The organism is Chromobacterium paludis (assembly GCF_008275125.1).
Lineage (GTDB): Bacteria > Pseudomonadota > Gammaproteobacteria > Burkholderiales > Chromobacteriaceae > Chromobacterium > Chromobacterium paludis.
Genome location: NZ_CP043473.1, coordinates 2,662,291 through 2,687,246 on the forward strand (window position 1 = coordinate 2,662,291; position 24,956 = coordinate 2,687,246).

28 protein-coding genes are annotated in these 24,956 nt (G+C 66.0%); 13 read left to right on the forward strand and 15 right to left on the reverse strand.

All coding sequences use genetic code 11. From position 1 onward, the window contains the following. Nucleotides 1-24 precede the first annotated feature (24 nt). The 3 genes from mtgA to FYK34_RS12425 all read right to left on the reverse strand — a co-directional run bounded on the left by mtgA (nucleotide 25) and on the right by FYK34_RS12425 (nucleotide 2,083). Nucleotides 25-711 carry a monofunctional biosynthetic peptidoglycan transglycosylase gene (gene mtgA, locus FYK34_RS12415; protein WP_149296892.1) on the reverse strand — a complete coding sequence of 229 codons (687 nt, stop codon included), beginning with the start codon at nucleotides 709-711 and terminating at the stop codon, nucleotides 25-27. A 2-nt stretch (nucleotides 712-713) separates the two neighbouring features. Then, nucleotides 714-1,535, reverse strand: a complete 822-nt coding sequence (gene aroE, locus FYK34_RS12420) for a shikimate dehydrogenase (protein ID WP_149296893.1) — start codon at nucleotides 1,533-1,535, stop codon at nucleotides 714-716. 95 nt (nucleotides 1,536-1,630) lie between these two features. Further along, nucleotides 1,631-2,083, reverse strand: coding sequence for a rhodanese-like domain-containing protein (locus tag FYK34_RS12425; RefSeq protein WP_149296895.1), 453 nt, complete (start codon nucleotides 2,081-2,083; stop codon nucleotides 1,631-1,633). Between the two features lie 275 nt (nucleotides 2,084-2,358). Here FYK34_RS12425 and glnA point away from each other — a divergent pair, with 275 nt between their 5' ends. From glnA to FYK34_RS12450, 5 genes are all read left to right on the forward strand, one after another. After that, complete coding sequence (gene glnA, locus FYK34_RS12430) at nucleotides 2,359-3,777, forward strand: type I glutamate--ammonia ligase (RefSeq protein ID WP_149296897.1); 1,419 nt, start codon at nucleotides 2,359-2,361, stop codon at nucleotides 3,775-3,777. Nucleotides 3,778-3,901: 124 nt separating this feature from the next. Continuing rightward, nucleotides 3,902-4,363 carry a DUF4124 domain-containing protein gene (locus FYK34_RS12435; RefSeq protein WP_149296898.1) on the forward strand — a complete coding sequence of 154 codons (462 nt, stop codon included), beginning with the start codon at nucleotides 3,902-3,904 and terminating at the stop codon, nucleotides 4,361-4,363. Nucleotides 4,364-4,512: 149 nt separating this feature from the next. Beyond that, entirely contained in the window at nucleotides 4,513-5,571 is a 1,059-nt protein-coding gene (gene glnL, locus FYK34_RS12440) for a nitrogen regulation protein NR(II) (RefSeq protein WP_149296900.1), read from the forward strand. 27 nt (nucleotides 5,572-5,598) lie between these two features. After that, nucleotides 5,599-7,011, forward strand: a complete 1,413-nt coding sequence (gene ntrC, locus FYK34_RS12445) for a nitrogen regulation protein NR(I) (RefSeq protein ID WP_149296902.1) — start codon at nucleotides 5,599-5,601, stop codon at nucleotides 7,009-7,011. A gap of 78 nt (nucleotides 7,012-7,089) precedes the next feature. Next, nucleotides 7,090-7,842: a substrate-binding periplasmic protein gene (locus tag FYK34_RS12450; RefSeq protein ID WP_149296904.1), complete on the forward strand. Its 753-nt coding sequence runs from the start codon at nucleotides 7,090-7,092 to the stop codon at nucleotides 7,840-7,842. A gap of 28 nt (nucleotides 7,843-7,870) precedes the next feature. On the opposite strand, the gene FYK34_RS12455 is transcribed toward FYK34_RS12450, so the two are convergent. The 3 genes from FYK34_RS12455 to FYK34_RS12465 form a co-directional block, all read right to left on the reverse strand. After that, on the reverse strand, nucleotides 7,871-8,371 hold the full coding sequence (locus FYK34_RS12455) for a VOC family protein (RefSeq protein ID WP_149296906.1): 501 nt from the start codon (nucleotides 8,369-8,371) through the stop codon (nucleotides 7,871-7,873). Between the two features lie 32 nt (nucleotides 8,372-8,403). Next, nucleotides 8,404-9,090 carry a transglutaminase domain-containing protein gene (locus tag FYK34_RS12460; protein WP_149296908.1) on the reverse strand — a complete coding sequence of 229 codons (687 nt, stop codon included), beginning with the start codon at nucleotides 9,088-9,090 and terminating at the stop codon, nucleotides 8,404-8,406. 78 nt (nucleotides 9,091-9,168) lie between these two features. Then, nucleotides 9,169-10,095 (reverse strand): LysR family transcriptional regulator, encoded by a 927-nt coding sequence (locus FYK34_RS12465; RefSeq protein WP_149296910.1) that lies wholly within the window; start codon nucleotides 10,093-10,095, stop codon nucleotides 9,169-9,171. Between the two features lie 96 nt (nucleotides 10,096-10,191). On the opposite strand from FYK34_RS12465, the gene metE reads away from it, so the two are divergent. After that, nucleotides 10,192-12,474: a 5-methyltetrahydropteroyltriglutamate--homocysteine S-methyltransferase gene (gene metE / locus FYK34_RS12470; protein WP_149296912.1), complete on the forward strand. Its 2,283-nt coding sequence runs from the start codon at nucleotides 10,192-10,194 to the stop codon at nucleotides 12,472-12,474. A 55-nt stretch (nucleotides 12,475-12,529) separates the two neighbouring features. Here the strand turns inward: metE and FYK34_RS12475 are convergent, their stop codons facing one another. From FYK34_RS12475 to FYK34_RS12485, 3 genes are read right to left on the reverse strand one after another with little or no spacing between them, the layout of a single operon-like run. Further along, complete coding sequence (locus FYK34_RS12475) at nucleotides 12,530-12,988, reverse strand: SixA phosphatase family protein (RefSeq protein WP_149296914.1); 459 nt, start codon at nucleotides 12,986-12,988, stop codon at nucleotides 12,530-12,532. Nucleotides 12,989-13,048: 60 nt separating this feature from the next. Further along, on the reverse strand, nucleotides 13,049-13,765 hold the full coding sequence (locus FYK34_RS12480) for an LrgB family protein (RefSeq protein ID WP_149296915.1): 717 nt from the start codon (nucleotides 13,763-13,765) through the stop codon (nucleotides 13,049-13,051). Further along, complete coding sequence (locus FYK34_RS12485; protein WP_149296917.1) at nucleotides 13,762-14,106, reverse strand: CidA/LrgA family protein; 345 nt, start codon at nucleotides 14,104-14,106, stop codon at nucleotides 13,762-13,764. Before FYK34_RS12485 ends, FYK34_RS12480 begins: the two co-directional genes overlap by 4 nt. Before the next feature lie 100 nt (nucleotides 14,107-14,206). On the opposite strand from FYK34_RS12485, the gene FYK34_RS12490 reads away from it, so the two are divergent. The 3 genes from FYK34_RS12490 (at nucleotide 14,207) to FYK34_RS12500 (ending at nucleotide 15,950) form a co-directional block, all read left to right on the forward strand. Next, nucleotides 14,207-14,731 (forward strand): chorismate--pyruvate lyase family protein, encoded by a 525-nt coding sequence (locus tag FYK34_RS12490; protein ID WP_231137256.1) that lies wholly within the window; start codon nucleotides 14,207-14,209, stop codon nucleotides 14,729-14,731. Next, entirely contained in the window at nucleotides 14,731-15,600 is an 870-nt protein-coding gene (ubiA, locus tag FYK34_RS12495) for a 4-hydroxybenzoate octaprenyltransferase (RefSeq protein ID WP_149299956.1), read from the forward strand. Before FYK34_RS12490 ends, ubiA begins: the two co-directional genes overlap by 1 nt. A gap of 152 nt (nucleotides 15,601-15,752) precedes the next feature. Further along, on the forward strand, nucleotides 15,753-15,950 hold the full coding sequence (locus tag FYK34_RS12500) for a hypothetical protein (RefSeq protein ID WP_196782489.1): 198 nt from the start codon (nucleotides 15,753-15,755) through the stop codon (nucleotides 15,948-15,950). A gap of 57 nt (nucleotides 15,951-16,007) precedes the next feature. Here FYK34_RS12500 and FYK34_RS12505 read toward each other — a convergent pair whose 3' ends face one another. From FYK34_RS12505 to hda, 6 genes are all read right to left on the reverse strand, one after another. Continuing rightward, nucleotides 16,008-16,442 (reverse strand): hypothetical protein, encoded by a 435-nt coding sequence (locus tag FYK34_RS12505; RefSeq protein ID WP_149296922.1) that lies wholly within the window; start codon nucleotides 16,440-16,442, stop codon nucleotides 16,008-16,010. Then, nucleotides 16,439-17,371 (reverse strand): Nudix family hydrolase, encoded by a 933-nt coding sequence (locus FYK34_RS12510; protein WP_149296924.1) that lies wholly within the window; start codon nucleotides 17,369-17,371, stop codon nucleotides 16,439-16,441. The genes FYK34_RS12505 and FYK34_RS12510 overlap by 4 nt, the downstream gene beginning before the upstream one ends. 68 nt (nucleotides 17,372-17,439) lie before the next feature. After that, nucleotides 17,440-18,108, reverse strand: a complete 669-nt coding sequence (locus tag FYK34_RS12515) for a DUF6624 domain-containing protein (protein WP_149296926.1) — start codon at nucleotides 18,106-18,108, stop codon at nucleotides 17,440-17,442. A 45-nt stretch (nucleotides 18,109-18,153) separates the two neighbouring features. Then, nucleotides 18,154-19,029 carry an ATP-binding protein gene (locus tag FYK34_RS12520; RefSeq protein ID WP_149296928.1) on the reverse strand — a complete coding sequence of 292 codons (876 nt, stop codon included), beginning with the start codon at nucleotides 19,027-19,029 and terminating at the stop codon, nucleotides 18,154-18,156. Between the two features lie 116 nt (nucleotides 19,030-19,145). After that, on the reverse strand, nucleotides 19,146-19,835 hold the full coding sequence (locus tag FYK34_RS12525) for a histidinol-phosphatase (protein WP_149296930.1): 690 nt from the start codon (nucleotides 19,833-19,835) through the stop codon (nucleotides 19,146-19,148). After that, nucleotides 19,832-20,506 (reverse strand): DnaA regulatory inactivator Hda, encoded by a 675-nt coding sequence (gene hda / locus FYK34_RS12530; protein WP_149296932.1) that lies wholly within the window; start codon nucleotides 20,504-20,506, stop codon nucleotides 19,832-19,834. The genes FYK34_RS12525 and hda overlap by 4 nt, the downstream gene beginning before the upstream one ends. A gap of 238 nt (nucleotides 20,507-20,744) precedes the next feature. Here hda and purM point away from each other — a divergent pair, with 238 nt between their 5' ends. The 4 genes from purM (at nucleotide 20,745) to FYK34_RS12550 (ending at nucleotide 24,925) form a co-directional block, all read left to right on the forward strand. Beyond that, nucleotides 20,745-21,782: a phosphoribosylformylglycinamidine cyclo-ligase gene (purM, locus tag FYK34_RS12535; protein WP_149296933.1), complete on the forward strand. Its 1,038-nt coding sequence runs from the start codon at nucleotides 20,745-20,747 to the stop codon at nucleotides 21,780-21,782. 94 nt (nucleotides 21,783-21,876) lie between these two features. Continuing rightward, nucleotides 21,877-22,518 carry a phosphoribosylglycinamide formyltransferase gene (gene purN / locus FYK34_RS12540; protein ID WP_149296935.1) on the forward strand — a complete coding sequence of 214 codons (642 nt, stop codon included), beginning with the start codon at nucleotides 21,877-21,879 and terminating at the stop codon, nucleotides 22,516-22,518. Continuing rightward, a complete protein-coding gene (locus FYK34_RS12545; RefSeq protein ID WP_149296937.1) occupies nucleotides 22,519-23,676 on the forward strand; it encodes a DUF3108 domain-containing protein in 1,158 nt (385 codons plus the stop codon). Then, nucleotides 23,672-24,925, forward strand: coding sequence for an RsmB/NOP family class I SAM-dependent RNA methyltransferase (locus FYK34_RS12550; protein ID WP_196782732.1), 1,254 nt, complete (start codon nucleotides 23,672-23,674; stop codon nucleotides 24,923-24,925). Before FYK34_RS12545 ends, FYK34_RS12550 begins: the two co-directional genes overlap by 5 nt. Nucleotides 24,926-24,956 lie beyond the last annotated feature (31 nt).

The following is a 24,956-nucleotide window of genomic DNA, read 5'->3' on the forward strand; positions in this document are numbered from 1 at the left end:
ACACGCAGCCCGTTCACCTCGTCCTCAAGGCAGATCGGCGTAACCCATGCGCCGCTGGATGATGCGGGTTTTACGGGCCAGACCGGGCGCGCCGCGATGGTCGTCGTAATAGCGCGGATTGGGCACCATGGCCGCCAGTTTGGCCGCCTGGCCGGAAGACAGCCTGGCCGCGCTGGTGCGGAAGTAATGGCGCGCGGCCGCCTCGGCGCCGAACACGCCGTTGCCCCACTCGATCACATTGAGATAGATCTCGAAGATGCGGCGCTTGTCCAGGGTCTTTTCCAGCATCACAGTGATCAGGGCCTCCTCCAGCTTGCGCCATGGCGTCTTGCCGCTGGACAGGAATAGGTTCTTGGCCAGTTGCTGGCTGATGGTGGAGCCGCCGGCGACAATGCGCCCCTTCTTCAAGTTCTTCTCGAACGCCACCTCGATGCCATCCCAGTCGAAACCTTCGTGATCGACGAACTTGGCGTCCTCCGCCGCGATCAACGCCCGCTTCAGATTGGGCGAGATGCGCTCGTACGGCACCCAGCGATGGCTGAGCTCCGCCTCCGGATCGTCCTGCTTCAGCTTGGCCAATTGCTCGTTCATGAAGGAGCTGGCGTCCGGATTATGGTCGCGCCAATACAGGATGTGGCCAAAGATCCAGAGGTTATACAGCAGAAAGGCGGCCGCCAGGGCCGCCAGAATTTTCAGAATCCAGCGTGTCATGCTCAGGCCAGCACTTCCCTCAACATATTGGTCACCTTGCGCGTTTCCGGCTCCACGCCGCGCCAGATGGCGAACGATTCCGCGGCCTGCTCCACCAGCATGCCCAGGCCGTCGGCCAGCATGCCCGCGTTCTCGCCTTGGGCTCGCTGCAGGAAGGGCGTCAAGCCGCTGCTGTACACCATGTCGTAGGCCAGGGTCCGCGGCGTGAACACGCCATGCGGCAGCGGCGGCATCTCGTTGTTCAGGCTGGTGGAGGTGGCGTTGATGATGATGTCGAAACTGCGGCCGTCCAGCGCGTCGTAGCCGACAGCCTCCACTTTGCCATAGCGGGCGAAGTGATGCGCCAGCGCCTCGGCCTTGATCACGGTGCGGTTGGCGATGGTCAGGCTGGCCGGCTTCTGCTCCAGAATCGGCTCCAGCACGCCGCGCACCGCGCCGCCGGCGCCCAGGATCAACACGCGCTGGCCGCCTATCGGATAATCCAGGTTTTCCACGATGTCGCGCACCAGGCCGACGCCGTCGGTGTTGTCGCCATAGACCTTGCCGTCGCGGAAAGTCAGCGTGTTCACCGCCTCGGCCGCCCGCGCGCGCTCGGTCAATTCAGAGGCGTAGCGGAAGGCGTCGCTCTTGAACGGCAGGGTGATGTTGAGCCCCTTGCCGCCGTCCGCGACGAAGGCGTCGACCACCTCCTTGAACTTGCCGATATCGGCGAACAGCTTCTCATAGCGGATGTCCTGGCCGGTGGCCTGGGCGAACTCCTGATGGATGAACGGCGACTGGCTGTGGGAAATCGGGTTGCCGATAACGGCGTAACGGTCGGTCATGGTCGGCTTTCCAAAAATATGCGCCGCTTGGCGGCGGGGTCAGGCCACACTTTGCCGCGTAACGCCGCAAACTTCAACCGCCGCCGTCAAACCGCTCAGCCCTGCGCCCAAGGCAGGCCGCGCTGACGCCAGCCGCCCACCGAGTTGCGATGACCGTTCTCGTCCTTGTCGCCCTCGAAGCCTTCCAGCACGTTGTAGACCTCGCTATAGCCATTGGCCGCGGCCAGCCGCGCCACTTCGTCTGAGCGCGCGCCGGAGCGGCACAGCACCAGCAGCACCGCCTCCGGGTCCACCTGGTGGGTCAACTGCGCCCAGAAGTGCGGATTGGGAACCATGCCGGGGAAGCTGCGCCATTCGATGTTGACCGCTTGCGGCACCGTGCCGACGAATTGCCATTCGGCGTGGCTGCGCACGTCCAGCAGCACCGCCTTCGGCAAGCCTTGCATCATTTCGTAGGCCTCGTCCGGCAACACCGCCCCGCTATAGGGCAATCCCATTTTCTCGGCCCGCTCATGCGCGGCCTGCAGTATCTGGCTCATGCGGCTCATGCTGGTTTCCTCCTGTTGCAACACGTTGTGCCTATGCTGTCGATTATCTGCCCAGGCGGCATGGCTGGCAAATAGCACCAATATGGTGCATATCAAATTCACGCGGCACCAAGCTGGTTCAATATTGTCCATACCAGGCTGCTGGCTAAGGCCAAATGGCTATGACACAATGCAGCAGCTGCGTTTTTCAAGCTGGCACGCTTCCTGCTTAATGCCGGGCGTACCAATTTTCCGCACTTGCCCTTGGGTGCACGTTGCCTTTCAGGAGATAAACCATGGCAGTAGCCGACGTAGTCAAGCTGATCCAAGAAAACGACGTCAAATTTGTCGATCTGCGCTTTACCGATACCCGCGGCAAAGAACAGCACGTCTCCATCCCGGCACACGTGCTGCTGGAAGATGCCGACGCCTGGTTCGAACGCGGCCATGCCTTCGACGGCTCGTCCATCGCCGGCTGGAAAGGCATCCAAGCCTCCGACATGCTGCTGATCGCCGACCCGGCTACCGCCCGCATCGACCCGTTCTTCGACGAGCCGACCGTATTCATGCACTGCGACGTGATCGACCCGGCCGACGGCAAGGGCTACGACCGCGACCCGCGCTCCATCGCCAAGCGCGCCGAAGCCTACCTGAAAGCCTCCGGCGTGGGCGACACCGCCTACTTCGGCCCGGAGCCGGAATTCTTCATTTTCGACAGCATCACCTGGGGCGCCGACATGTCCGGCTGCTTCGTCAAGATCAAAGCCGAAGAAGCGGCCTGGGCCTCGGCTGAAGAATTCGAAGGCGGCAATATGGGCCACCGTCCGGGCATCAAGGGCGGCTACTTCCCGGTGCCGCCGGTGGATTCCTCGCAAGACATCCGCTCCGCCATGGTGCTGCTGCTGGAAGAACTGGGCATCCCGGTGGAAGTGCATCACCACGAAGTGGCCACCGCCGGCCAGAACGAAATCGGCACCAAGTTCAGCACGCTGACCCAGCGCGCCGACTGGACGCAAATCCTGAAGTACGTGGTGCACAACGTGGCCCACAGCTACGGCAAGACCGCCACCTTCATGCCCAAGCCCATCGTCGGCGACAACGGCTCCGGCATGCACGTTCACCAGTCCATCTGGAAAGACGGCCAGAACCTGTTCGCGGGCGAAGGCTACGCCGGCCTGTCCGATACCGCCCTGTACTACATCGGCGGCATCATCAAGCACGCCAAGGCGCTGAACGCCATCACCAACCCGGGCACCAACTCGTACAAGCGTCTGGTTCCGCACTACGAAGCGCCGGTGAAGCTGGCTTACTCCGCCAAGAACCGCTCCGCGTCCATCCGCATCCCGCACGTGGCCAGCCCCAAGGCTCGCCGCATCGAAGCGCGCTTCCCGGATCCGCTGGCCAACCCGTACCTGTGCTTCTCCGCGCTGCTGATGGCCGGCCTGGACGGCATCCAGAACAAGATCCACCCGGGCGACGCCGCGGACAAGAACCTGTACGATCTGCCGCCGGAAGAAGACAAGCTGATCCCGACCGTCTGCGCCTCGCTGGACGAAGCCCTGGCCGCGCTGGACGCGGACCGCGAGTTCCTGACCCGCGGCGGCGTGTTCTCCAACGAATGGATCGACGCCTACATCGAACTGAAGATGCAGGAAGTGAACCTGGCCCGCATGACCACCCACCCGGTCGAGTTCGCGATGTATTATTCGCTGTAAGCTGAAACGCAGCGCGCAAAACGGCAGCCCGCGGGCTGCCGTTTTACATTTCCGCGCCGCCTGTCGCATGACGGCCCGTCTCGATTTGCTTATCATGCAGGGGCATCCATACCCGCTTCAGACGATGAAAACACTCGCTTTATGCCTGCTGCTGGCTTGCGGCGGCGCGCAGGCCGCCGCCATCTACAAATATGTCGACGCCCAAGGCAACGTCACCTACACCAACGTGCCCTTGCGCGGCGCCCAGCCCATCACGCTGAACCCGTTATCCACCTACCACAGCCGCAAGCCGGCCGGCGGCAACGCAGAGAAGCCCGCCGCTTCCGGCGGCTACCCCAGCGTGGATGCCGACACCCAGAAACAGCGCGACAACGGCCGCAAGAAAATCCTGGAACAGGAACTGGCCAACGAGGCCAAGGCGCTGGAAACGGCGAAGAAAGCGCTGGCGGACGGCAAGGCCGTGCGCCTGGGCGACGAGGCCCGCAACTATCAGAAATACCTGAACCGGGTGCAAAAACTGCAAGATGAAGTCACCGACCGCGAGAAAAACGTCGCGGCCCTGAAGAAGGAACTGGGCCTGCCCTAGCCCGCCGCACCAATCTGGTGCAAACTATCCATCCAGCCGCCGCCTTTGCGCCGCGGGACCGCTCTTTCGCCCCCTCCAAGCTGGCGCGCTTATTGCTGTGCAATGCGTCGGCGCGCCTGCGCCGCTCATCCCAACCATAACGGACGCCCATGTCGACACCCAGCTTTGCCGGACTGGAACTGCTAGACACGCCGGTTTTGATCTGCGATGCCGCCGCCGCGCTGCGCTTCGTCAATCCCGCCTGCGAAAACCTGCTGGCGCTGGGCAGCCGCGAGCTGCTGCGCCGCAGCCTGATCGACCTGTTCCAGCCCAGTCCGGCCCTGGAGCAGGCGCTCGCCACTGCCCTGCGCCAAGGCGCCAGTTATATCGAGCACGATCTGGAGCTGCGCCCGCAGCATCATGACGTGGTGCTGCATGTGGCCCTGTCCATCACGCCGATAGACGCGGACGCGCCGCTGGCGCTGATCGAGCTGAGGCCACTCGATCAGCAGCTGAAAATCGCCAACGAGGAACGCTCCCTGCTGCAGCACCAAGCCAACCGCGAGCTGATCCGCAACCTGGCGCACGAGATCAAGAACCCGCTGGGCGGCATCCGCGGCGCCGCGCAATTGCTGGAGCACGAACTGGCCGACCGGCCGGAGCTGAAGGAATACACCGAAGTCATCACCGAGGAGGCCTTGCGCCTGCAAACCCTGGTGGACCGGCTGCTGGCGCCGCATCGCAGCCGCAGCCGCAGCCAGGTCAACATCCACGAAGTGCTGGAGCGGGTGCGCAGCATCGCCCTGGCCCAGCATCCGCAAGGCCTGGCCGTGGCGCGCGACTACGACACTAGCCTGCCGCTGCTCACCGCCGACAAGGAACAGCTGATCCAGGTGGTGCTCAATATCGTCAACAACGCGGTGCAGGCCCTGCGCGGCCAGGGCCGCATCGTGCTGCGCACGCGGGTGGCGCGCCAGATCACGCTGGCGCGCAAGCGCCACCAGCTGGCATTGAAATTGCAGATCGAAGACGACGGCCCAGGCATTCCCGACGACATCCGCGACCACATCTTCTACCCGCTGGTCACCGGCCGCGCCGAAGGCACCGGCCTGGGCCTGACCCTGGCCCAGGCCTTCGTCCACCAGCACGGCGGCAGCATAGAGTTCGAATCGCGGCCGGGGCAAACCTGCTTCACCGTGTTGCTGCCCTTCGGCAACGACGCGGCATAACGACAAAAGAACACGAGGAGAACGCCCATGGGGCAAGCAGTCTGGATCATCGACGACGACAAGGCGATACGCTGGGTGCTGGAAAAGGCGCTGACCCGGGCCGGCATAAGCTTCGCCAGTTTCTCCAGCGCTGACGACGCGCTGAACGCGCTGTACGACGCCACGCCGCAGGCCATCATTTCCGACATCCGCATGCCCGGCACCGACGGCCTGAAGTTCCTGGCCAAGGTCAAGCAGGAGCATCCGCAGCTGCCGGTCATCATCATGACCGCCCATTCGGACCTGGATTCGGCTGTATCTGCCTTCCAAGGCGGCGCCTTCGAATACCTGCCCAAGCCCTTCGACATCGACCAGGCCGTGCTGCTGATCGAGCGCGCGCTGGCCGAGAGCCAGGCCCAGAGCGGCGGGCCGGACAGCCCGGAGGCGCTGCCGGTGCTGCTGGGCCAGGCGCCGGCCATGCAGGACGTGTTCCGCGCCATCGGCCGCCTGGCCCAGTCCCACGTCACCGTGCTGATCACCGGCGAATCCGGCACCGGCAAGGAGCGCGTGGCGGAGGCGCTGCACCGCCACTCCATCCGCGCCGGCAAGCCCTTCATCGCGCTGAACACCGCGGCGATACCAAAGGATCTGCTCGAGTCGGAACTGTTCGGCCATGAGAAAGGCGCCTTCACCGGCGCGCTGGCCACGCGGCGCGGCCGCTTCGAGGAGGCCGAGGGCGGCACGCTGTTCCTCGACGAGATCGGCGATATGCCCACCGAGCTGCAGACCCGGCTGCTGCGCGTGCTGTCAGACGGCCATTTCTACCGCGTGGGCGGCCATACGCCCATCAAGGCCAATGTGCGCGTGATCGCCGCCACCCACCAAAACCTGGAGCAGCGCGTGCGCGACGGCCAGTTCCGCGAAGACCTCTACCACCGGCTCAATGTGATCCGGCTGCGCCTGCCGCCGCTCAGAGAGCGGCGCGAGGACATTCCGCTCCTGGCTCGCCATTTCCTGGCCAAGAGCGCGTCCCAGCTGGGCGTGGAACCCAAGCGCCTGTCCGAGGCGGCGATGGCGCTGATCCAGCGCAGCGCCTTCACCGGCAATGTGCGCGAGCTGGAAAACCTGTGCCAATGGATCTGCGTGATGGCGCCGGGCCAGACCGTGGAAGTGGCCGACCTGCCGCCGGAGCTGCGCGAACCGGCCGCGACGCCGGCGGCGGCCGCGCGCGATGAGGCGTGGGAGCAACAACTGGCAGAGGAAATCCGCCTGCGCCTGCAGGCCGGAGAAAGCGGCATCGTGGACGAGCTGACGCGTCGCTTCGAAACCGCCTGCATCCACGCCGGGCTGGCCCATACCGGCGGGCGCAAGGTGGAGGCCGCGCAATTGCTGGGCTGGGGCCGCAACACGCTGACACGGAAAATCCAGGAGCTGGGGCTGGAAAACGAACGCCAATCTTAAACAATACAAATAAAATAACCGGCATTATATGTAATCGTTCTGATAGAATCGGGTGCTTCCCCCTGCCCGATTCCATCCATGTCTCGCCCGACTCTGGCGCTGGCCGCCCTATGCCCGCTCACGCTATGCGCCGCCCCGCCCTTGCAGGTGGCGGTCAGCAGCGCCCTGGCCAGCCCCTATGTCATCGAAGACCCCGCGCCCAGCAATCCTCCGCGCGGCCGCGCCATTGAGCTGGCCCAGGCCGCCTTGCGACGCTGCGGCCTGCAGGGCCGCTTTGTCCGCCAGCCGGGCGAGCGCATCGTGCAAAACCTGGCGCTGAACCGGCTCGACGGCGCCTTGCTGCTATCCTACCGCGATGATCGCAGCCGGCAGATGGCCTTCCCGCTGCGCCAGGGCGCGCCGGACCCGTCCCGCCGCATGACCACGCTGGACTACGCCTTTTACGTGCGCAAGGATAGCCGCCTGCGCTGGAGCGGCGCCTGGCTAGGCGGCATGAGCGGCGCCGTGGGCGTCAACCAGGGGTGGTCCATCGGTCGGGAGCTGATGGCGCGCGGCCTGGACATCGAGGAAAGCGCGGGCATAGAAGACAATTTCGCCAAGCTGCAGGCCGGCCGCACCGACGCCTATGTGCTGCATAGATTGGCCGGCGACCTCTACCTGCGCCACCATCCGGACCTGCAAATCCACCGGCTGTCGCCGCCGTTGAGCAGCAAGCCCTACTACTGGGTGTTCAGCCTGGGCTATGCCCGCCAGCATCCTCGCCAGGTGGACTGCCTGTGGCGGCAAATGCCGCGTCTGCGCGAGCGCTACCTGCCCGCGGACGGACGCTGAGCCTGCGCGCGCGGCAAATGGAGCGGCCTCAGCCGTAGCGCGCCAGCTCGCGCGCCCAGTCCAGCTTGCCGTCGGCCGCCGGCTCGGCCTGCTCCGCCAGCCGCTCCGGCGGCACGAACCAGCACACCTCGAACAACAGTCCGTCCGGATCATGGCCGTACACGCTCTTGTGCACGCCGTGGTCCTCCTCCATGCCCAGCTTGCCCAGCTCGGCCAGCTCATCGCGGATGCGCTTCAGCTCTTGCAGGGTGTCCACCTCCCAGGCCAGATGGTATAGCCCGGCCTTGGGTTGATGCGGATCCGGCGTCTCGCCGCGCGGCGTGAACGGGCCGGAGCGCTGCTGGCCCAGATTGCGCTGGAACAGCGCCAGGTCGTGATCGTTGTCGGAATGCGCGGCCTGCGCGAACACGGCGCGGTCCGAAATGGCTTCGCCCTTGGGGCGGAAGCCCAGCACGTCGCGGTAGAAAACGGCGCTGCCGGCTACGTCGCTGACGTAAAGCACGGCGTGATTCAAACGTTTGATGCCCATGATGATCCTGTGATGCGTATGCCATGCCCGCCTCAAGACGCCGCGGCGTCGAGACGGCTGTTCAGATAAGACTCGCCCAGGCCGCGCAAAGGCCGCGGCACGCCGGCGAGCCAGCGGTTGAAATGGATGCCCAGCAGGCGGTTGTTGCCGGCGCGCGCCGCCACGGCATCGGCCAGCGTGGGGTAGACCGGATCGTCCGGCCGCAGGTCCGCCGGCGCCGCCTGGGCGTAGGCGTCTTGCCGGCCATGCCAGTCGCAACGCGCCTGCGCGCCCAAGCCATAGCCTTGCGCCAGGCCCGACTGCGCCAGACTGCCGCGCTGCCGCTCGAAAGCCGCCCGTTGGAAAATATAACTGTCGACATGCCGCCACGCGCCGTCCAGCCGCAGCCGCGTCACCGCGTGGAACAGCTGGTCCGGCAGACATAGCCATACCGGCAGCGGCACGGCGTGGCGCAACACCCGCTTGTCCAATGCGACGAAGCGCAGCGCGGCCTCGAAGCCGGCTTCGCGCAGCAGCGCGCACAGTAGATCGGCCTGGGCATTGCAATGGCCGCGTCCCAGCGCCAGGGTGGCTTGCGGCGTCACGGTTTCGAAACCGCTGGTGAAGCCGAAACGCACCCGCTCGCGCACAAAATCGTGCAGCGCGACGCACAGCTCTCGATCATCGGCCGGCAGCGCCTGCCGCCTGACCTGCTCCAACGCCGCTTTCAGTGCCGCCATCGCCCTGCCCTTTCCTGGTTTCGCCTCAGCAGAGGCGATATTCTGAATGAATACCCCCCCGCCGCGCCAGCCCGGCGTTCAAACGCACAGCGGCGTCAGCCCCGGCAAATGGGCGAAGCTGGAGTCCCGCACCGTCTGCGCGAAGTCCTGCAAATACGCGCGCTCGGCGTCGGACTCGCGCAGCGCCGCGTACAGTTCGCTGCGCAGCCTGGGTTCGCCGATCTGGCGCGCCACCACGTAGCCGCGCTCCAGATAGGGCTGCACCGCCCAGTAGGGCAAAGCCGCCACGCCACGGCGGCTGGCCACCAGCTGGATGATGGCGATGGTCAGTTCGGCGGTGCGCCGCGCCGGATTCACGCCGGCCGGCGCCAGCACCTTGCGCAGCAAATCCAGCATCTCGTCGGCCACCGGGTAGTGGATCAGCGTCTCGCCGGCGAAGTCCTCGGCCTGCCATACCGGCTTGGCCGCCAAGAAATGCTCGCGCGCGGCGATGCCCACCATCTCGTAGGAAAACAGCGGCAGATAGGCGATGCCGGCCTGCGGCTCGGCCTCGGACACGATGGCCAGATCTGCGCGGTCGCTGAGCAACAGGCCCACCGGATCGGCATGAAAGCCGGACACGATGTCCAGCTCCACCGCCGGCCAGTGCTGCCGGAACGCGTCCATCGCCGGCATCAGCCAGTCAAAGCAGGTATGGCACTCCACCGCCACCCGCATCTCGCCGGCCTCGCCCTGGCGGATGCGCGCCAAGTCGCGCTCCGCCGCCGCCACCTTGGCCGTCAGCTCGCGCGCCAGCGCCAGCAGCCGCTCGCCGGCTGGCGTGAAGCGCAGCGGCTGAGTCTTGCGCTCGAACAGCATCAGCCCGTACGCCGCCTCCAGCTGCTTCAGCTGGTGCGACAGCGCCGACTGCGTCAGATACACCCGCTGCGCCGCCTGCGACACGCTGCCGGTTTCCGCCAGCGCCAGCAGGCTCTTCAGATGCCTCAGCTCCAATACGCTCATCATCAATTCCATTCATGCTGAACAGCAAAATAATGAGTTTGAATCATACAACACAATGACAGATGCTTGTTCCATTGCGACAAGAACAGGAAACATGCCATGAGCCACCGCACCCACTTGCTAGGTTTTCCGCGCATCGGCGCCAAACGCGAACTGAAAGCCCTGCTGGAGAGCCATTGGAAACACGAGCTGGACGAGGCCGCCTTGCTGCAAGGCGCGAAGGCGCTGCGCCAGAAGCACTGGCTGCTGCAAAAAGGCGCCGGCGTGGCGCTGAGCCCGGTGGGCGACTTCTCGCTGTACGACCACGTGCTGGACGCGCAGCTGCTGGTGGGCGCCGTCCCGCCGCGCTTTGGCTTCGACGCCGCCGCGCTGACCACCGCGCAATACTTCGAGCTGGCGCGCGGCAACCGCGACCAGCCGGCGCTGGAAATGACCAAGTGGTTCGACACCAACTACCACTATCTGGTGCCGGAATGGCAGGCCGATACCGCCTTCGCCGCCCAGCCGCAGCGGCTGCTGGCGCAAGTGCGCGAGGCCCGCGCGCTGGGCATGGCCGCCAAGCCCGTGCTGCTGGGGCCGCTGAGCCTGTTGTGGCTGGGCAAGGCCAAGGGCGCGGCGTTCGACAAGCTGGCGCTGCTGCCCGGCCTGATCGCCGCCTACCGCGAATTGCTGGCCGCGCTGCGCGCCGAGGGCGTGGAATGGACGCAGCTGGACGAACCCATCCTGGCGCTGGACCTGGCGCCGGCATGGCGGGACGCCTTCGCCCCGGCCTATGCCGAACTGAGTCCGCACGCGCCCAAGCTGCTGCTGGCGACTTACTTCGGCGGCGTGGCCGAACACGCGGCCTGGCTGAAGGCGCTGCCGGTGGCCGGCCTGCACCTGGACCTGGTGCGCGCGCCGGAGCAGCTGGACGCCTTCGCCCCCGGCTATCCGGCGGACAAGGTCCTATCCGCCGGCGTCATAGACGGCCGCAATATCTGGCGCGCCGACCTGTCCGCACTGCTGCAGCGCCTGGCGCCGCTGGCCGAACAATTGGGCGATAGGCTGTGGCTGGCGCCCAGCTGCTCACTGCTGCACTGCCCTTTCGACGCCGCCGCCGAAACCGCCCTCGATGCCGAACTGAAAAACTGGCTGGCCTTCGCCGTGCAGAAGCTGAACGAGCTGAACACCTTGCAGCGCGGCTTGGCGCAGGGACGCGCGGCCATCGCCAGCGAGCTGGCCGGCAGCGACTTCGCCCGCGAACAGCGTCGCGCCAGCCCGCGCAGCCATGACCCGGCCGTCGCGCGGCGGCTGGCCGAACTGCCGGAGCACGCCGACCGCCGCGCCAGCGCCTATCCCATCCGCGCCGAGAAACAGCAAGCCTGGCTCAAGCTGCCGCCGCTGCCCACCACCACCATAGGCTCCTTTCCGCAGACGCCGGCCATCCGCGCCAGCCGCGCCGCGTTCAAGAAGGGCGAGCTGGCCGCCGCCGACTACCAGGCGGCAATGGAGCAGGAAATCGAACTGGCCATCCGCCGCCAAGAGGCGCTGGGGCTGGACGTGCTGGTGCACGGCGAGGCTGAACGCAACGACATGGTGGAGTATTTCGGCGAGCAGCTGGCCGGCTTCGCCTTCACCCAGGGCGGCTGGGTGCAGAGTTACGGCAGCCGCTGCGTCAAGCCGCCGCTGATCTACGGCGACGTCAGCCGCCCCGCAGCCATGACCGTCAGCTGGGCGCGCTACGCGCAGAGCCTGTCCGCCAAGCCGGTGAAGGGCATGCTGACCGGCCCGGTGACCATCCTGCAATGGAGCTTCGTGCGCGACGATTTGCCCAGGAGCGAAGTGTGCCGCCAGATCGCGTTGGCGCTGAACGACGAGGTGCGGGATCTTGAGGCGGCCGGCATCCGCGTGATCCAGATCGACGAGCCGGCCATCCGCGAAGGCCTGCCGCTGAAGCGCGGCCAGCGCGACGGCTACCTGGCCTGGGCCGGCGAGGCCTTCCGCTTGTCCAGCCATGGCGTGGACGACGCCACGCAGATCCACACCCATATGTGCTACTCGGAATTCGGCGACATCCTGCCGGCCATCGCCGCGCTGGACGCCGACGTGATCACCATCGAAACCTCGCGCTCGGACATGGCGCTGCTGGCGGACTTCGGCCGCTTCCATTACCCCAACGCCATCGGCCCCGGCGTCTACGATATCCACAGCCCGCGCGTGCCGACGGCGCAGGAAATCCGCGCGCTGCTGCGAAAGGCGCTGCAAGTCATCCCGGCCGAGCGGCTATGGATCAACCCGGACTGCGGCTTGAAAACGCGCGGCTGGCCGGAAGTGGAGGCGGCGCTGGCGGCGATGGTGGCCGTGGGCCGCGAGCTGCGCCAGACGCTGGCGCACACGGCCTGATCCGGAAACGACGACGCCCCGGCAAGCGGGGCGTCGAACGGGAAGAAGGGCCGGCTCAGGGGTCCAGCATCCCCGGCGTCAGCATCAGCTTCAGCCTGACCTGTTCCAGCCCATGCCGTTCACGATGGCTCAGCCACCACACCGAGCCTTTCTTCACGCTCCACATCTGCTGCTGCTCGGCCAACAGCCGCGCGGTCAGCCAGCCGATATAGGGCTGATGCCCCACCACCACCACGGTTCCGCCGGCCGCTGGCCAGCCCGCCGCGCGCAACACCTCATCGGCCTCCGCGCCCGGATTCAGCTCCGGCAACACGGTGTAGCTCTTGCTCAGATAGGCGGCGGTCTGCTGCGAACGCACCGCCTCGGAGGCCAGCAGCACATAGTCGTCCGGCAGCCGGTCGCGCAGCCAGGACGCCATGCGGCTGGCCTGCTGCTGGCCGCGCCGCGTCAGCGCGCGCGACAAATCCTCGATGCCATCCTCGGCCTCGGCGTGGCGCCATAAAATCAAATCCATATTCCAGCTCCTTGTTTCGCGCCTGGCTTCGCTCATCCACGCGCCAGGCGACATCGCATGCTAACCGAGGGGAAAGCGGCCCACCAGCCATGGCAGCAGCATCGCCGTGAACACCCCGTTCAAACCCATCGCCAGACCGGCGAAGGCGCCCGCCGTCTCCGACACATGAAACACCCGCGCCGTGCCTATGCCGTGCGCGCTGACGCCGGTGGCCACGCCCAGCACCATGTCGTCATGCCAGCCCAACAACTTGAACAAGGGCGGCGCCAGCACCGCGCCGACAATGCCGGACACGATGACGAACATGGCCGCCAGCTCCGGCGCGCCGCCCAGGCCGCCGGCCAGGCTCATCGCGATCGGCGTGGTCACCGCGCGCGTGGCCAGCGACACCAGCAGCGGCCTCTCCAGGCCCAGCCACCAGCCCAGGCCGGCGGCGCTGGCCATGCCGACGAAGCCGCCCGCGGCGATGCTGATCAACAAGGGCGCGGCGGCGCGCTTCAACCGCGCCAGATTGCCGTACAGCGGCACCGCCAGCGCCACGGTGGCCGGCCCCAGCAAGAGCTGGATGAAGCGCGCGCCGTTCATGTATTGCTGATAGCTGCTGCCGCTGAGCCATAGCCAGAGCAGCACCAGCAGCACGCCCAGCAGCACCGGATTGGCCAGCGGATGGCCGCCGCAGCGCTTATGCGCCGCCAAGGCCAGACGATACGCCAGCAAGGTGACGAAAATACCGCTCAGCGGCGAATCCAGCAGAACCTTGGCGATGGGGCCGCTCATTGGAGCCTCCGCCGCAGCAACAGTTTCAACAAGCCGCCGGTGACCAGCAAGGTAATCAGGGAAGACGCCAGCAAAATCAAGGCCAATTGCCCGCCGTGGGAACGCAGCAAGGGCGCATAGGCCACCAGCGCGCCGCCGGCCGGGATGAACAGCAAGGACATATGGCCGAGGAAACGCGGCGTCTCGCGCTGCAGCGTGGCCGGCACGCCGCGCCGCAGCCATAAAGCGACGAACAACAACAGCAGGCCCAACACCGGGCCCGGCAAAGGCCAGCCCAGCGCGCGCGTCAGCGCCTCGCCCATCAGCTGGAAACCCAGCAGCCATAACATCAAATCCAGCATCGCATCCTCCTGCGCAAGCCGTTTCATGATAACGGCAAGGCCCGCCGCCGAACACCGCCGCAGGCGACAAGCCGCGCCGGCTTTTGGCATAATGCGCGCCATGGTGAACGATTCCCCCTGGCACGCCGCGCCGCCCGCCCTGCCCGCCCCCCTGCTGGATTGCCTGACCGAGCCCGGCTCGCTGAGCCTGCGACTGCAGGCCGGCGGCCGCCGCTTCGCCGTGCGCGTGCTGCGCCAGGGCGAAGACCGCGCCCAGGCCGACGAGGCCGAGGCGCTTGGACTGAAGCCGGGCGCGCCGGTTTACGCCCGCCATGTCTTGCTGACCCTGGACGCGGCGCCAGTGGTGTATGCCCGCAGCGTAACGGCGCCATCCTGTCCGGCCTGGCTGCCGGTGCTGGCCCGCGGCAGCCGCTCGCTGGGCCTGACGCTGTTCGGCGAACTGCCGGAGCTGGTCCGCGAGCCGCTGCGCTACGCGCTGCTGGAAGCCGGCCACCCGCAGGCCGCCGCGGCAGCGGCGACCGAGCCAGCCGCCGCCTACCCGGCGCGCCGCTGCCGCTTCCTGCTGCATGGCTCGCCCTTGCTGCTGACCGAACTGTTCCTGCCCTCCCTGAAGGATTTGCTGTGATTGCTACCGCCCGGCTCCGCGAACGCTATGAGAACTACCGCCAGCTGATGCGCTGGGACAAGCCCATCGGCACCCTGCTATTGCTGTGGCCCACGTTGTGGGGGCTGTGGATGGCCACCGGCGGCAAGCCGCACCTGCCCATCGTCGCCATCTTCTGCCTGGGCACGTTTTTGATGCGCTCCGCCGGCTGCGTGATCAACGACTACGCCGACCGCGACATCGACGCCCACGTCGCCCGCACCAGCCAGCGCCCGTTCGCGCGCGGCGCGGTCAGCAAGAAGGAAGCGCTGCTCTTGGCCGCCTTTCTCGCCCTGCTGTCCTTCCTGCTGGTGCTGCCGCTGAACAATCTGACCAAGCTGCTCAGCATTCCCGCCGTGCTGGTGGCGGCCAGCTACCCGTTCACCAAGCGCTTCTTCCCCATGCCGCAGGCCTATCTGGGCATCGCCTTCTCCTTTGGCATCCCCATGGGCTTCGCCGCCGAAACCGGCGCGGTGCCGCCGCTCGCCTGGCTGCTGCTGCTGGCCAATTTGTTCTGGGTGGTGGCCTACGACACCGCCTACGCGATGGCGGACAAGCCGGACGATCTGAAAATCGGCATCCAGACCTCGGCCATCACCCTGGGCGACTACGACGTGGCCGGCGTCATGCTGTGCCATGCCGTGTTTCTGGCGCTGATGGCCGGCATAGGCCTGCATCTGGCGCTGGCCTGGCCTTACTACCTGGGCCTGGCGGCGGCGGCCGCGCTGATCGGCCTACAATACCGGGACATCAAGGACCGCGACCGCGCCAAGTGCTTCAAAGCCTTCCTCGACAACAACCGCGTGGGCGCGGCTATGTTCGCCGGACTGGTCCTGAGTTATCTGGTGTAAATGCCTCGCATATGCCATTTACAAAAAACGGCCGCCACAGATGGCAACTTCCCGACGTGACCCTAATCTGAACAAGGTCGGGCCAGGCCCGATGGCAATACACGCCCATACCAATCAGTCACAACAGGAAGGTAAACATCATGAAAAAACTGATGGCTGCTCTGATCGCTGCTGCTTTCGCTGGCTCCGCTTTCGCCGCTCCGGCCGCCTCCGCCCCGGCCGAGAAGAAGATGGAACACAAGGCAGAACACAAGAAGTCGCACCACAAGAAGACGCACAAGAAGCACGCGTCCGGCGCGGCTCATGAGAAGCATGAGAAGCACCACAAGGCGGCTTCCGCCGCCAAGTAAGCTTGGCCGAATGAAAAAAGCTCCCGCAAGGGAGCTTTTTTTCTTCAGGGCGCCGCCTCAGCGCCCTACGCTGAACGGCAGCGCGTAAGCCGTCTTGCCCAGTCTGAGCTCCAGCCGCCAGGTCCGGCTGCCGCTGACGCACATGGGCAAGGTCACCGTCGCCTTCCAGTCCGCGCCGTCGCGGACAAAGGTGTAGCGGTTGAAGCCCATGTCCATGTCCGGCATGGTGAAGTCGGCCGTCGGCGCGGCTTCCGCCGCCACGCCGGCCAAGCGGATCACAAACGGCTTGCCATGCTCCGGCTGGCTGGCGAAGCTCAATCCGCCGCCACCCGGCAGGGCGCAGCTGCCGCGGGATATATCGCAGGACAGCTTTTGCGTCGGCTGCGCCGTCGGCTTGTGGCTCAAATACCAGACGATCAAGCCCGCCTTGATCGCGCCGAACACGATCAGCGCCACGCCCAGGATCAAGAGTTTGCGTTGCTTGGCCGTCATCGCCAGGCCCCCCGCATCAGCGCCACGCCGTGCGCGCCGTGCGCGCGCGCCGTGTCCAGGTCGGCCAGAGACAAGCCGCCCAGTGCGTACACCGGCACGGGCACCTCGCCCGCCAACATGGCGGCGAAACCATCCCAACCCAAAGCCGGCTGGCCCGGATGGCTGGCGGTGGCGGCCACATGGCCCAGCAGCGCGTAATCCAGGCCCAAGGCGCCGGCCTTGGCCAAATCCGCCGCATCATGAATCGACGCGCCCACCCAGTCAAAATCAGGCCGGGTTTCCAGCGCCTGCAGCCGCGCGCCGTTCAGGTGCACGCCGTCCACCGGCCAATCCGCGCACCAGGCCGGATCGGCATTGACCAGCAGCTTGCCACCGTAGCCATGGACGATGGCGGCCGCCTGCGCGACGAAATCGCCCAATTGCTCGCGGCCCATGCCTGGCTCGCGCACCTGCACCACCGGCCACGGCTTCTCGCGCATGGCCTGCAGCTGCGCCTCCTCGCCGATCTCATGCGCGCAGCTGATAGCGTAAGCGTCCGGCAACGCCAGCGATTTCAGGATGTGACCGTTGGCCGGCAGCATGGGCGCCACCGTCAGCTTGCCCGGCGTCTGCCAGGCGAAGGCCTGGCCCTCATGCGGCTGCGGCTCTCCCTGCCAGCTCCAGATGCGGAAGAAACGCAGATAGACCGAGGCGTGCTCGTAATGGTGGATCTTGGTCAGCCACGGCGTGGCGGAAGTCACGGCGATGCCCATTTCCTCGGCGAGCTCCCGCTTGAGGGCTTCCAGATGGCTCTCCCCCGGCTCCACCTTGCCACCGGGAAACTCCCAGTAGCCGGCATAAGGCTTGCCCTCGGGCCGGCTGCCCAGCATGAAAGTCCCGTCCGGCCGCATCAGCGCGCCGGCCACCACGTCTATGATCTTGTTGCTCATTCCATCCCGCTTCCCAATGCCGAGGGCGCAAACATAGCAGCTTGGCCGCAGCGCGGCCAGCGCGATAGTCAAGAAGCAGGCTTGGCCGACGGGGTGACGCAGGGGGGATAGCGTACGGGGCCCAAGCTGGGTACAAAGTGTTGCAGATACTCGCAGATGGGCGGCAGCCCCATGGCTTTGCGCCGCGCGTCCAGATGTTCCGGATCTTCGACCGGCGTCAGCAGGGACACGCCGCCATCGGCTGACGTTGCCTGGCTGCCGTAGCGCTGCGGCTTGCCTTGCTGCAACAACAGCCTATCCTCGTACATGGCCAGCCGCTTGGCCGGCAAGTCGCCGCGCGCGACCGACTGTTGCAGATAAGGCAGATATTTCAGCCGATATGCGATGGGCTCCTGATCCGCATGCTGCAACACAAACCAGGCCACCTCCAGCACCGGCTTCTCCACATTCGGCGTCCGCGGCCAGCCGCAACGCGCCACCAGCGCATCCAGCCAGCGCCGATTGACGGCATCGTCTCGGTTCTGCTTGTCCCAGATGGCCGCGACGCGGGCAGGGTCGGCTTGCCGCCCCGCTTTCATCGCCTCGGTTTCCAGCTGTTCCAATGCTTTTCTGCCCGCCTGGTCGCGATCCAGAATCTGATGAAACGCCTCATTGATGCGCGGCCAGTCGCATTCCCCCCAGGCCGCCAGCGGGCTGCATGCAGCCGCTGCCAGCAAAAGTCCTCTCATCATTTTCATGTTTCTCTCCAAAACACGAATAATGACATTGAACTATTTGTCGGACTATTTCTTTCCCGCGCGCTTTGCCAGCGTCTCGCTGCCCGCCCAATGGCAGGCGAACTGCCAGGCCACGCGGCCGGAGCGGCTGCCGCGCGTCAGGCTCCACTGCAAGGCCGCGCGTTCGACCTTGTTGCCGTATTTCAGGCCGAAATGTCCCAGCCAGGCCTTGACTGCCGCCAGATAGGCGTCTTGGTCAAACGGGTAGAAGGACAGCCACAGGCCGAAGCGGTCCGACAGCGACACCTTTTCCTCGATGGCCTCGCCCGGATGGATTTCGCCATCATGCAGCCTGCCCTCGCGGTTCTCGCTCATCGGCTCCGGCAACAGATGGCGGCGGTTGGAGGTGGCATACACCAGCAGATTGTCGCAGCGGCGCGAGAGGCCGCCGTCCAGCGCGCTCTTCAGCGCCTTGTAGCCGGCGTCGCCCTGTTCGAAGGACAGATCGTCGCAGTACAAAATAAAGCGTTCCGGCCGGCCCGCCAGCAGCTCCACCAATTGCGGCAGATCGGCCAGGTGCTCGCGGTCGATCTCGATCAGCCGCAGGCCATCGGCGCCGAACGCGGGCAGCAGCGCCTTGACCAGCGAGGACTTGCCTGTGCCGCGCGCGCCGGTCAGCAGGACATTGTTGGCCGGCAGCCCGGCGACGAACTGGCGGGTATTGGCCAAAAGCTGATCGCGCTGCGCGTCCACGCAAGCCAGTTTGTCCATGTCCGCCGCGTGCGGCTCATGCACCGCCTCCAGCCAGCCGGCCAAGCCTTGGCGATGCCAGCGGAAGGCCTGGGCGCTCCAGTCCGGCTCGCGCCGCGGCGGCGGCAGCATCGGTTCCAGCCGGGTCAGCACCGCTTCGGCGCGGCGCAGGAAATCCTGCAAGGCGTCCATCGTTTCCCTTTCTGCACAGCGGATGACAAAACAGCCTGCGACGCGAGCGGCAGGCTGTCAAAACGCAACGCCGGCGGCAAAGCCGGCGCCCGGGGCAAGCGGGCCGTGCCCGGAATTCAATCGCGCAGCGAGATCACCGGCCAGCCATGCGCCTCGGCATAGGCGCGCAGCTTGTCGTCGGCGTCCACCGCCACCGGATGGTCCACCAGCTTCATCAACGGCAGGTCGTTGTGCGAGTCGCTGTAGAAGAAGCTCTCGACGTAGCTGTCCCAGCTTTCGCCGCGCTCGGCCAGCCATTGCTCGATGCGGGTGATCTTGCCTTCCTTGAAGCTCAAGACGCCGGTGGGGCGGCCGGTGAAGTTGCCGTCGGCGTCTTCTTCCAGCTCGATGGCGATCAAATGCTCCACGCCCAGCTCGCGCGCGATCGGCCCGGTGATGAAGCGGTTGGTCGCGGTGATGATGACGATCTGGTCTCCCTCGGCGCGGTGGGCGGCCAGGCGCTCGCGCGCCTTGTTCGGGATCAGCGGCTTGATGTGGTTTTCCAGATAGTCCGCGTGCAGCTCGTCCAGCTCATGGCGGGAGAAGCGCGTCAGCGGCGCCAGGATGAAGGCCAGGTATTCACCCATGTCCAGCGTGCCGTTCTGGTACTGGCTGTAGAAATAGGTGTTGCGCGCGTCGTACTCGGCGGCGTCCAGAATGCCGCGTTTGATCAGGAAGCGCGGCCACTCGAAATCGGAGTCTCCGGCGATCAGGGTGTGGTCGAGGTCGAACAGGGCGAGCCTGCGTTTGGCGGTGGATGTGCTCATGATTCCGTGTGGGCGGTTTGCAAAATGTTTTTCACCAGCGGCACCGTGATCGGCCGGCGCAGCGCCAGCGAATAGCGGTCCAGCATGTCTATCATCGAAATCAGGCTGGTCAGGTCGCGCCGCCAGTGGGTGAGCAGATAGCGGTAGACGTCGTCCGGTATCGACAGCTGGCGGTTGGCGGCGTGGCTGCGCAAGGCGGCCAGCTTGTCGTCGTCGGACAGCGCCTTCACCTCCAGCACCAGGCCCCAGCCCAGGCGGGTGCGCAGGTCGTCGCGCACGGACAGCGCCACCGGCGGCTTGCGGCCCGCCATCAGCAAGCGGCCCTCCCCGCCCTCCTTCAAGGAGTTGTAGAAGGAGAACAGCATGATCTGGTCGTCCGGCGCCAGGTCGTCCACATGATCGACGGCGATGAAGCTGGCCTCGCGCGCGAAGTCCGGCAGATGGTCGCCCTTGCCGTCCAGATAGATGGCGGCGCGGCCCAGCCGCTCGGCGTGGGCGATCCAGGCCTGCAATAAATGCGTTTTGCCGCAACCGGGCTCGCCCCATAGATAGATGAAGCGTTCGCCTTCGGTGGCGGTCAGGGCGGTGATCACCTCGCGGTTGCGCTCGGCCAGGAAATTGTCGAAGGCCGGCAGCGGCGTAGGCGTGAGATCGAGTACGAGCTGGTCCAAGTTTGCGGTGCTGCGTTGCGTGCTGACATCAATAAGAGCGATTTTACGACGATACGGCCCATCGTTGGAACCGCCATTTTCCCAAGCCAGATTCATGACAAATTCAAATCGACGCGATGCAACAAATTCGCCGCCGCTTACCCAGCCTTTTTGCCATTTTTCAGTTAAAATACAGTGCTTTCGCACCGGCGAAAGCTTGATGTAAAAATATTTCAAGTTTGCAGAAAGCGAGATTACCTTGAACACCACGTCCCTCAGCTACCGTGACGCAGGCGTAGACATCGACGCCGGCGACGCGCTGGTCGAAAACATCAAGCCTTTTGCCAAGCGCACCATGCGCCCGGAAGTGCTCGGCGGCATCGGCGGTTTCGGCGCACTGGTGGAGATCTCCAAGAAGTATAAAGAGCCGGTGCTGGTTTCCGGCACCGACGGCGTGGGCACCAAGCTCAAGCTGGCTTTCGACTGGAACCGCCACGACACCGTTGGCATCGACCTGGTGGCCATGAGCGTCAACGACATCCTGGTGCAGGGCGCCGAGCCGCTGTTCTTCCTCGACTACTTCGCCTGCGGCAAGCTGGACGTGGCGCAGGCCACCGAGGTGATCAAGGGCATCGCCGCCGGCTGCGAACAGGCGGGCTGCGCGCTGACCGGCGGCGAAACCGCCGAGATGCCGGGCATGTACGTGCCGGGAGAATACGACCTGGCGGGCTTCGCCGTCGGCGTGGTGGAAAAGAGCAAGGTGATCTCCGGCCGCGACATCGTGCCCGGCGACGTGGTGCTGGGCCTGGCCTCCAACGGCGCGCACTCCAACGGCTACAGCCTGGTGCGCAAGATCATAGACCGCGCCCAACCTGACCTGGACGCGCCGTTCGACGGCGGCAAGACGCTGCGCGAGGCGGTGATCGCCCCCACCCGCATCTACGTCAAGCCGCTGCTCAAGCTGATGGAAACGCTGCCGGTCAAGGGCATGGCCCACATCACCGGCGGCGGCATCACCGAGAACACGCCGCGCGTGCTGCCGGACAACACCGTGGCCCAGATCGACGCCAAGAGCTGGGAGCTGCCCAAGCTGTTCCAGTGGCTGCAGCGCGAAGGCAATGTGGACATCCAGGAGATGTACCGCACCTTCAACTGCGGCGTCGGCATGGTGGTCGTCGTCGCGCCTGAGCACGCCGAATCCGCGATGGCGCTGTTGCGCGAAGCCGGCGAGACGGTCTACCGCCTCGGCCTGGTGCGCGAGCGCCAAGGCGACGAGCACCAGACCCAGATCGCCTGAGGCTGAGCGGTCACACGCTCGACGCGCCGCTGGCCTCGCCGGCGGCGCTTGTCATTTGGCGGACGCCAAACCGAATATCGACATACATCGGCATATGAAAAACATCGTCATCCTGATTTCCGGCCGCGGCTCCAATATGCAGGCCATCGTCAACGCCGCCATCCCCGGCGCCCGCGTCGCCGCCGTGATTTCCAACCGCCCGGACGCGGCCGGCCTGGCCTGGGCCGCCGAACGCGGCATCGCCGCCGTAGCGCTGGACCACAAGGCCTATGCCAGCCGCGAGGCCTTCGACGCCGCGCTGGCCGAAGCGATAGACGCGCATCAGCCCGATCTGGTGGTGCTGGCCGGCTTCATGCGCATCCTGACCGAAGGCTTCACCCGCCGCTACGAAGGCCGCATGCTGAACATCCACCCCTCGCTGCTGCCGGCCTTTCCCGGCCTGCACACGCACGAGCGCGCGCTGGAAATGGGCTGCAAACTGGCCGGATGCACGGTACACTTCGTCACCGCCGAGCTGGACCACGGCCCCATCGTCGCCCAAGGCGTTGTCAGCGTGCTGGACGACGACACGCCCGACAGCCTGGCCGCGCGCGTATTGAAGCTGGAACACCAGCTCTACCCGGAAGCGGTGCGCCGCTTCGCCGCCGGCGAAATCGCCATCGAGGGCGGCAAGGTGGCCAGCGGCCCCGCCGCCGCCGCCAGCCTGCTGTCGCCCGCCCCCGTCGCCAAGGATTAAATGACTCGTTTCCGCCTGCTGCTGATCGCCCTGTTCCTGTCCCTGCTGCTGCATCTCGCGCTGCTAGGATCGGACCTGCTGCCCGCGCTCAGCCTGCCGCCGGAAGACGCGCCCAAGCTGGAGAAGATAGACGTCAAGATGCAGGCCCTGCAGCTGGAGGCGCCGGCCAAGCCGACGCCGACCAGCGCCGGCGTCAGCCTGTTGCCGCAAGCGCGCCCCCAGGGCAAGCCTGCCAAGCGTCCGCCGCATCCGGCCAAGCAGGAAAAACCGCGCCGCAAGCCGCAGGCCTCCCAGCCTGCGCAGCAAGCCAAGCAGGCGTCCGCGCCGGCAGAAGAGTCCATGGCTGGCCAGGACAGCTCCGCGCCCGCCATAGAAACGCCGGCGCGCCACAAGAGCGCCAGCGCGCCCGCCGCCCAGACCGCCAGCGCGCCGCGGGCGGAAACGCCGCCACCGCCCCACGCCCAAGGCTTCCTCCATCCGGAAGTGGCGCTGCGCAAATTCCCGACCGAGGCCAAGATCCGCTATCAGGGCTACTGGAACGGCGCGATGGTGGGTTTTGGCGACCTGGAATGGCTGCAAGGCAATGGCCGCTATCAACTGGACATCACGGTGAATCCTTTCATCGGCCCCAAGCTGCGCTATCTTTCACAAGGCCAGATTGACAGCCACGGCCTGCGGCCGGACAGCCTGCAAGCCTTCCGCGGCGGCCAGCTCAAGGACAACGCCCGTTTCGATTACGACGCCGGACTGCTGCATTACGGCGGCGACAACGCCAGTCAGCAGCTAGCCTTGAAGAACGGCGCCCAAGACGCGTTCAGCCTGGCCTTCCAGCTGGCGCTCAAGGGCGGCGATCTGGGCCGCGCGCCGATACAGATCACCACGGCCAAGAAGGTCTATGAATACCCGATGGCGCCGGCCGGCAGCTTCGACTACGACACCGGCGACGGCAAGATGCGCGTCATCGTGTTCAAGGCCGAAGGCGACGGCGACATCACCGAATTCTGGCTGGCGCCGGATTTCGCCAATCTGCCGGTGCGCATCCTGCGCGCCGACAAAAACAAGCGGATCGAACTCAAAGCGATCCGCATTGATGTGAACGGCAAGCGGCAGTGGGAACTGCCGCCGCAACCGACGATACGGAACAAGAATGCACATTAGCCATAGCCAACTGAAACACCTGGAAACCGTCATCGGCCAGATGACCCGCTTCGACCGCCCCGCCGACGCCGTGCTGTCCGCCTACTTCCGCGAGCACAACAAGCTGGGCAGCGCCGACCGCCACCTGATCGCCGAAACCGCGTTTGGCGCCCTGCGCCGCCTGATCCAGCTGCGCGCGCTGATCGCGCCGGAAAAAGCCACGCCGCGCCGCCTGGCCCTGGTGGCCTTGATGAAGTTCAACAAGATGAACGTCAAGGAGCTGACCGAGGCCACCAGCGCCGGCGAACGCGAATGGCTGGGCACGGTCAAGGGCAAGGCGCTGGAGGACAGCCTGGAAATCCGCGCCGAACTGCCGCAATGGGTGATAGAGCGCCTGGGCGACCAAACGCCGGAAGCGGTGGAAGCCTTGGGCCAGGGCCTGATGTCCATGGCGCCGCTGGACCTGCGCGTCAACACCATGAAGATGAAGCGCGAGGAGCTGCTGGATCGCCTCAACGCCGAAGGCATCGCCTGCGCGCCGACGCCGTACTCCCCGCTGGGCATCCGCCTGAAGGACAAGCCGGCGCTGTCCCGCCACGAGCTGTTCAAGGCTGGCGCGTTCGAGGTGCAGGACGAGGGCAGCCAGCTCCTGGGCCTGATCACCGGCGCGCGCCGCGGCGAGATGGTGGTGGACTTCTGCGCCGGCGCCGGCGGCAAAACCCTGCTTTTGGGCGCGCAGATGTCATCCAGCGGCCGACTGTACGCGTTTGATGTATCAGAGAAGCGCCTCGCCAACTTCAAGCCGCGCCAAGCTCGCTCCGGCCTGTCCAATGTGCACCCGCAATTGCTGGCGCACGAAAACGACGCCAAGGTGAAGCGCCTGGCCGGCAAGGCCGACCGCGTGCTGGTGGACGCGCCCTGCTCCGGCCTGGGCACCCTGCGCCGCAACCCAGACCTGAAATTCCGCCAGAACCCGGACAGCGTGGCCGAGCTGAACGCCAAGCAGGCGTCCATCCTCGCCTCCGCCTCCCGCCTGGTGAAAAACGGCGGCCGGCTGGTCTACGCCACCTGCAGCCTGTTGCCGCAGGAAAACCAGGCCATCGTCCAGGCCTTCCTGGCCGAGCACCCGGACTTCCGCCTGGTGAAGATGGATGAGGTGCTGGCCGAGCAGAAAATCCCGCTGCAATGCGGCGACTACCTGGAGCTGAAGCCGCATTTGCATAACACCGACGGCTTCTTCGCCGCGGTGCTGGAAAAAACTGGCGCATAAGCCCAATTGGGTGTCATCATGTAAAATAAGA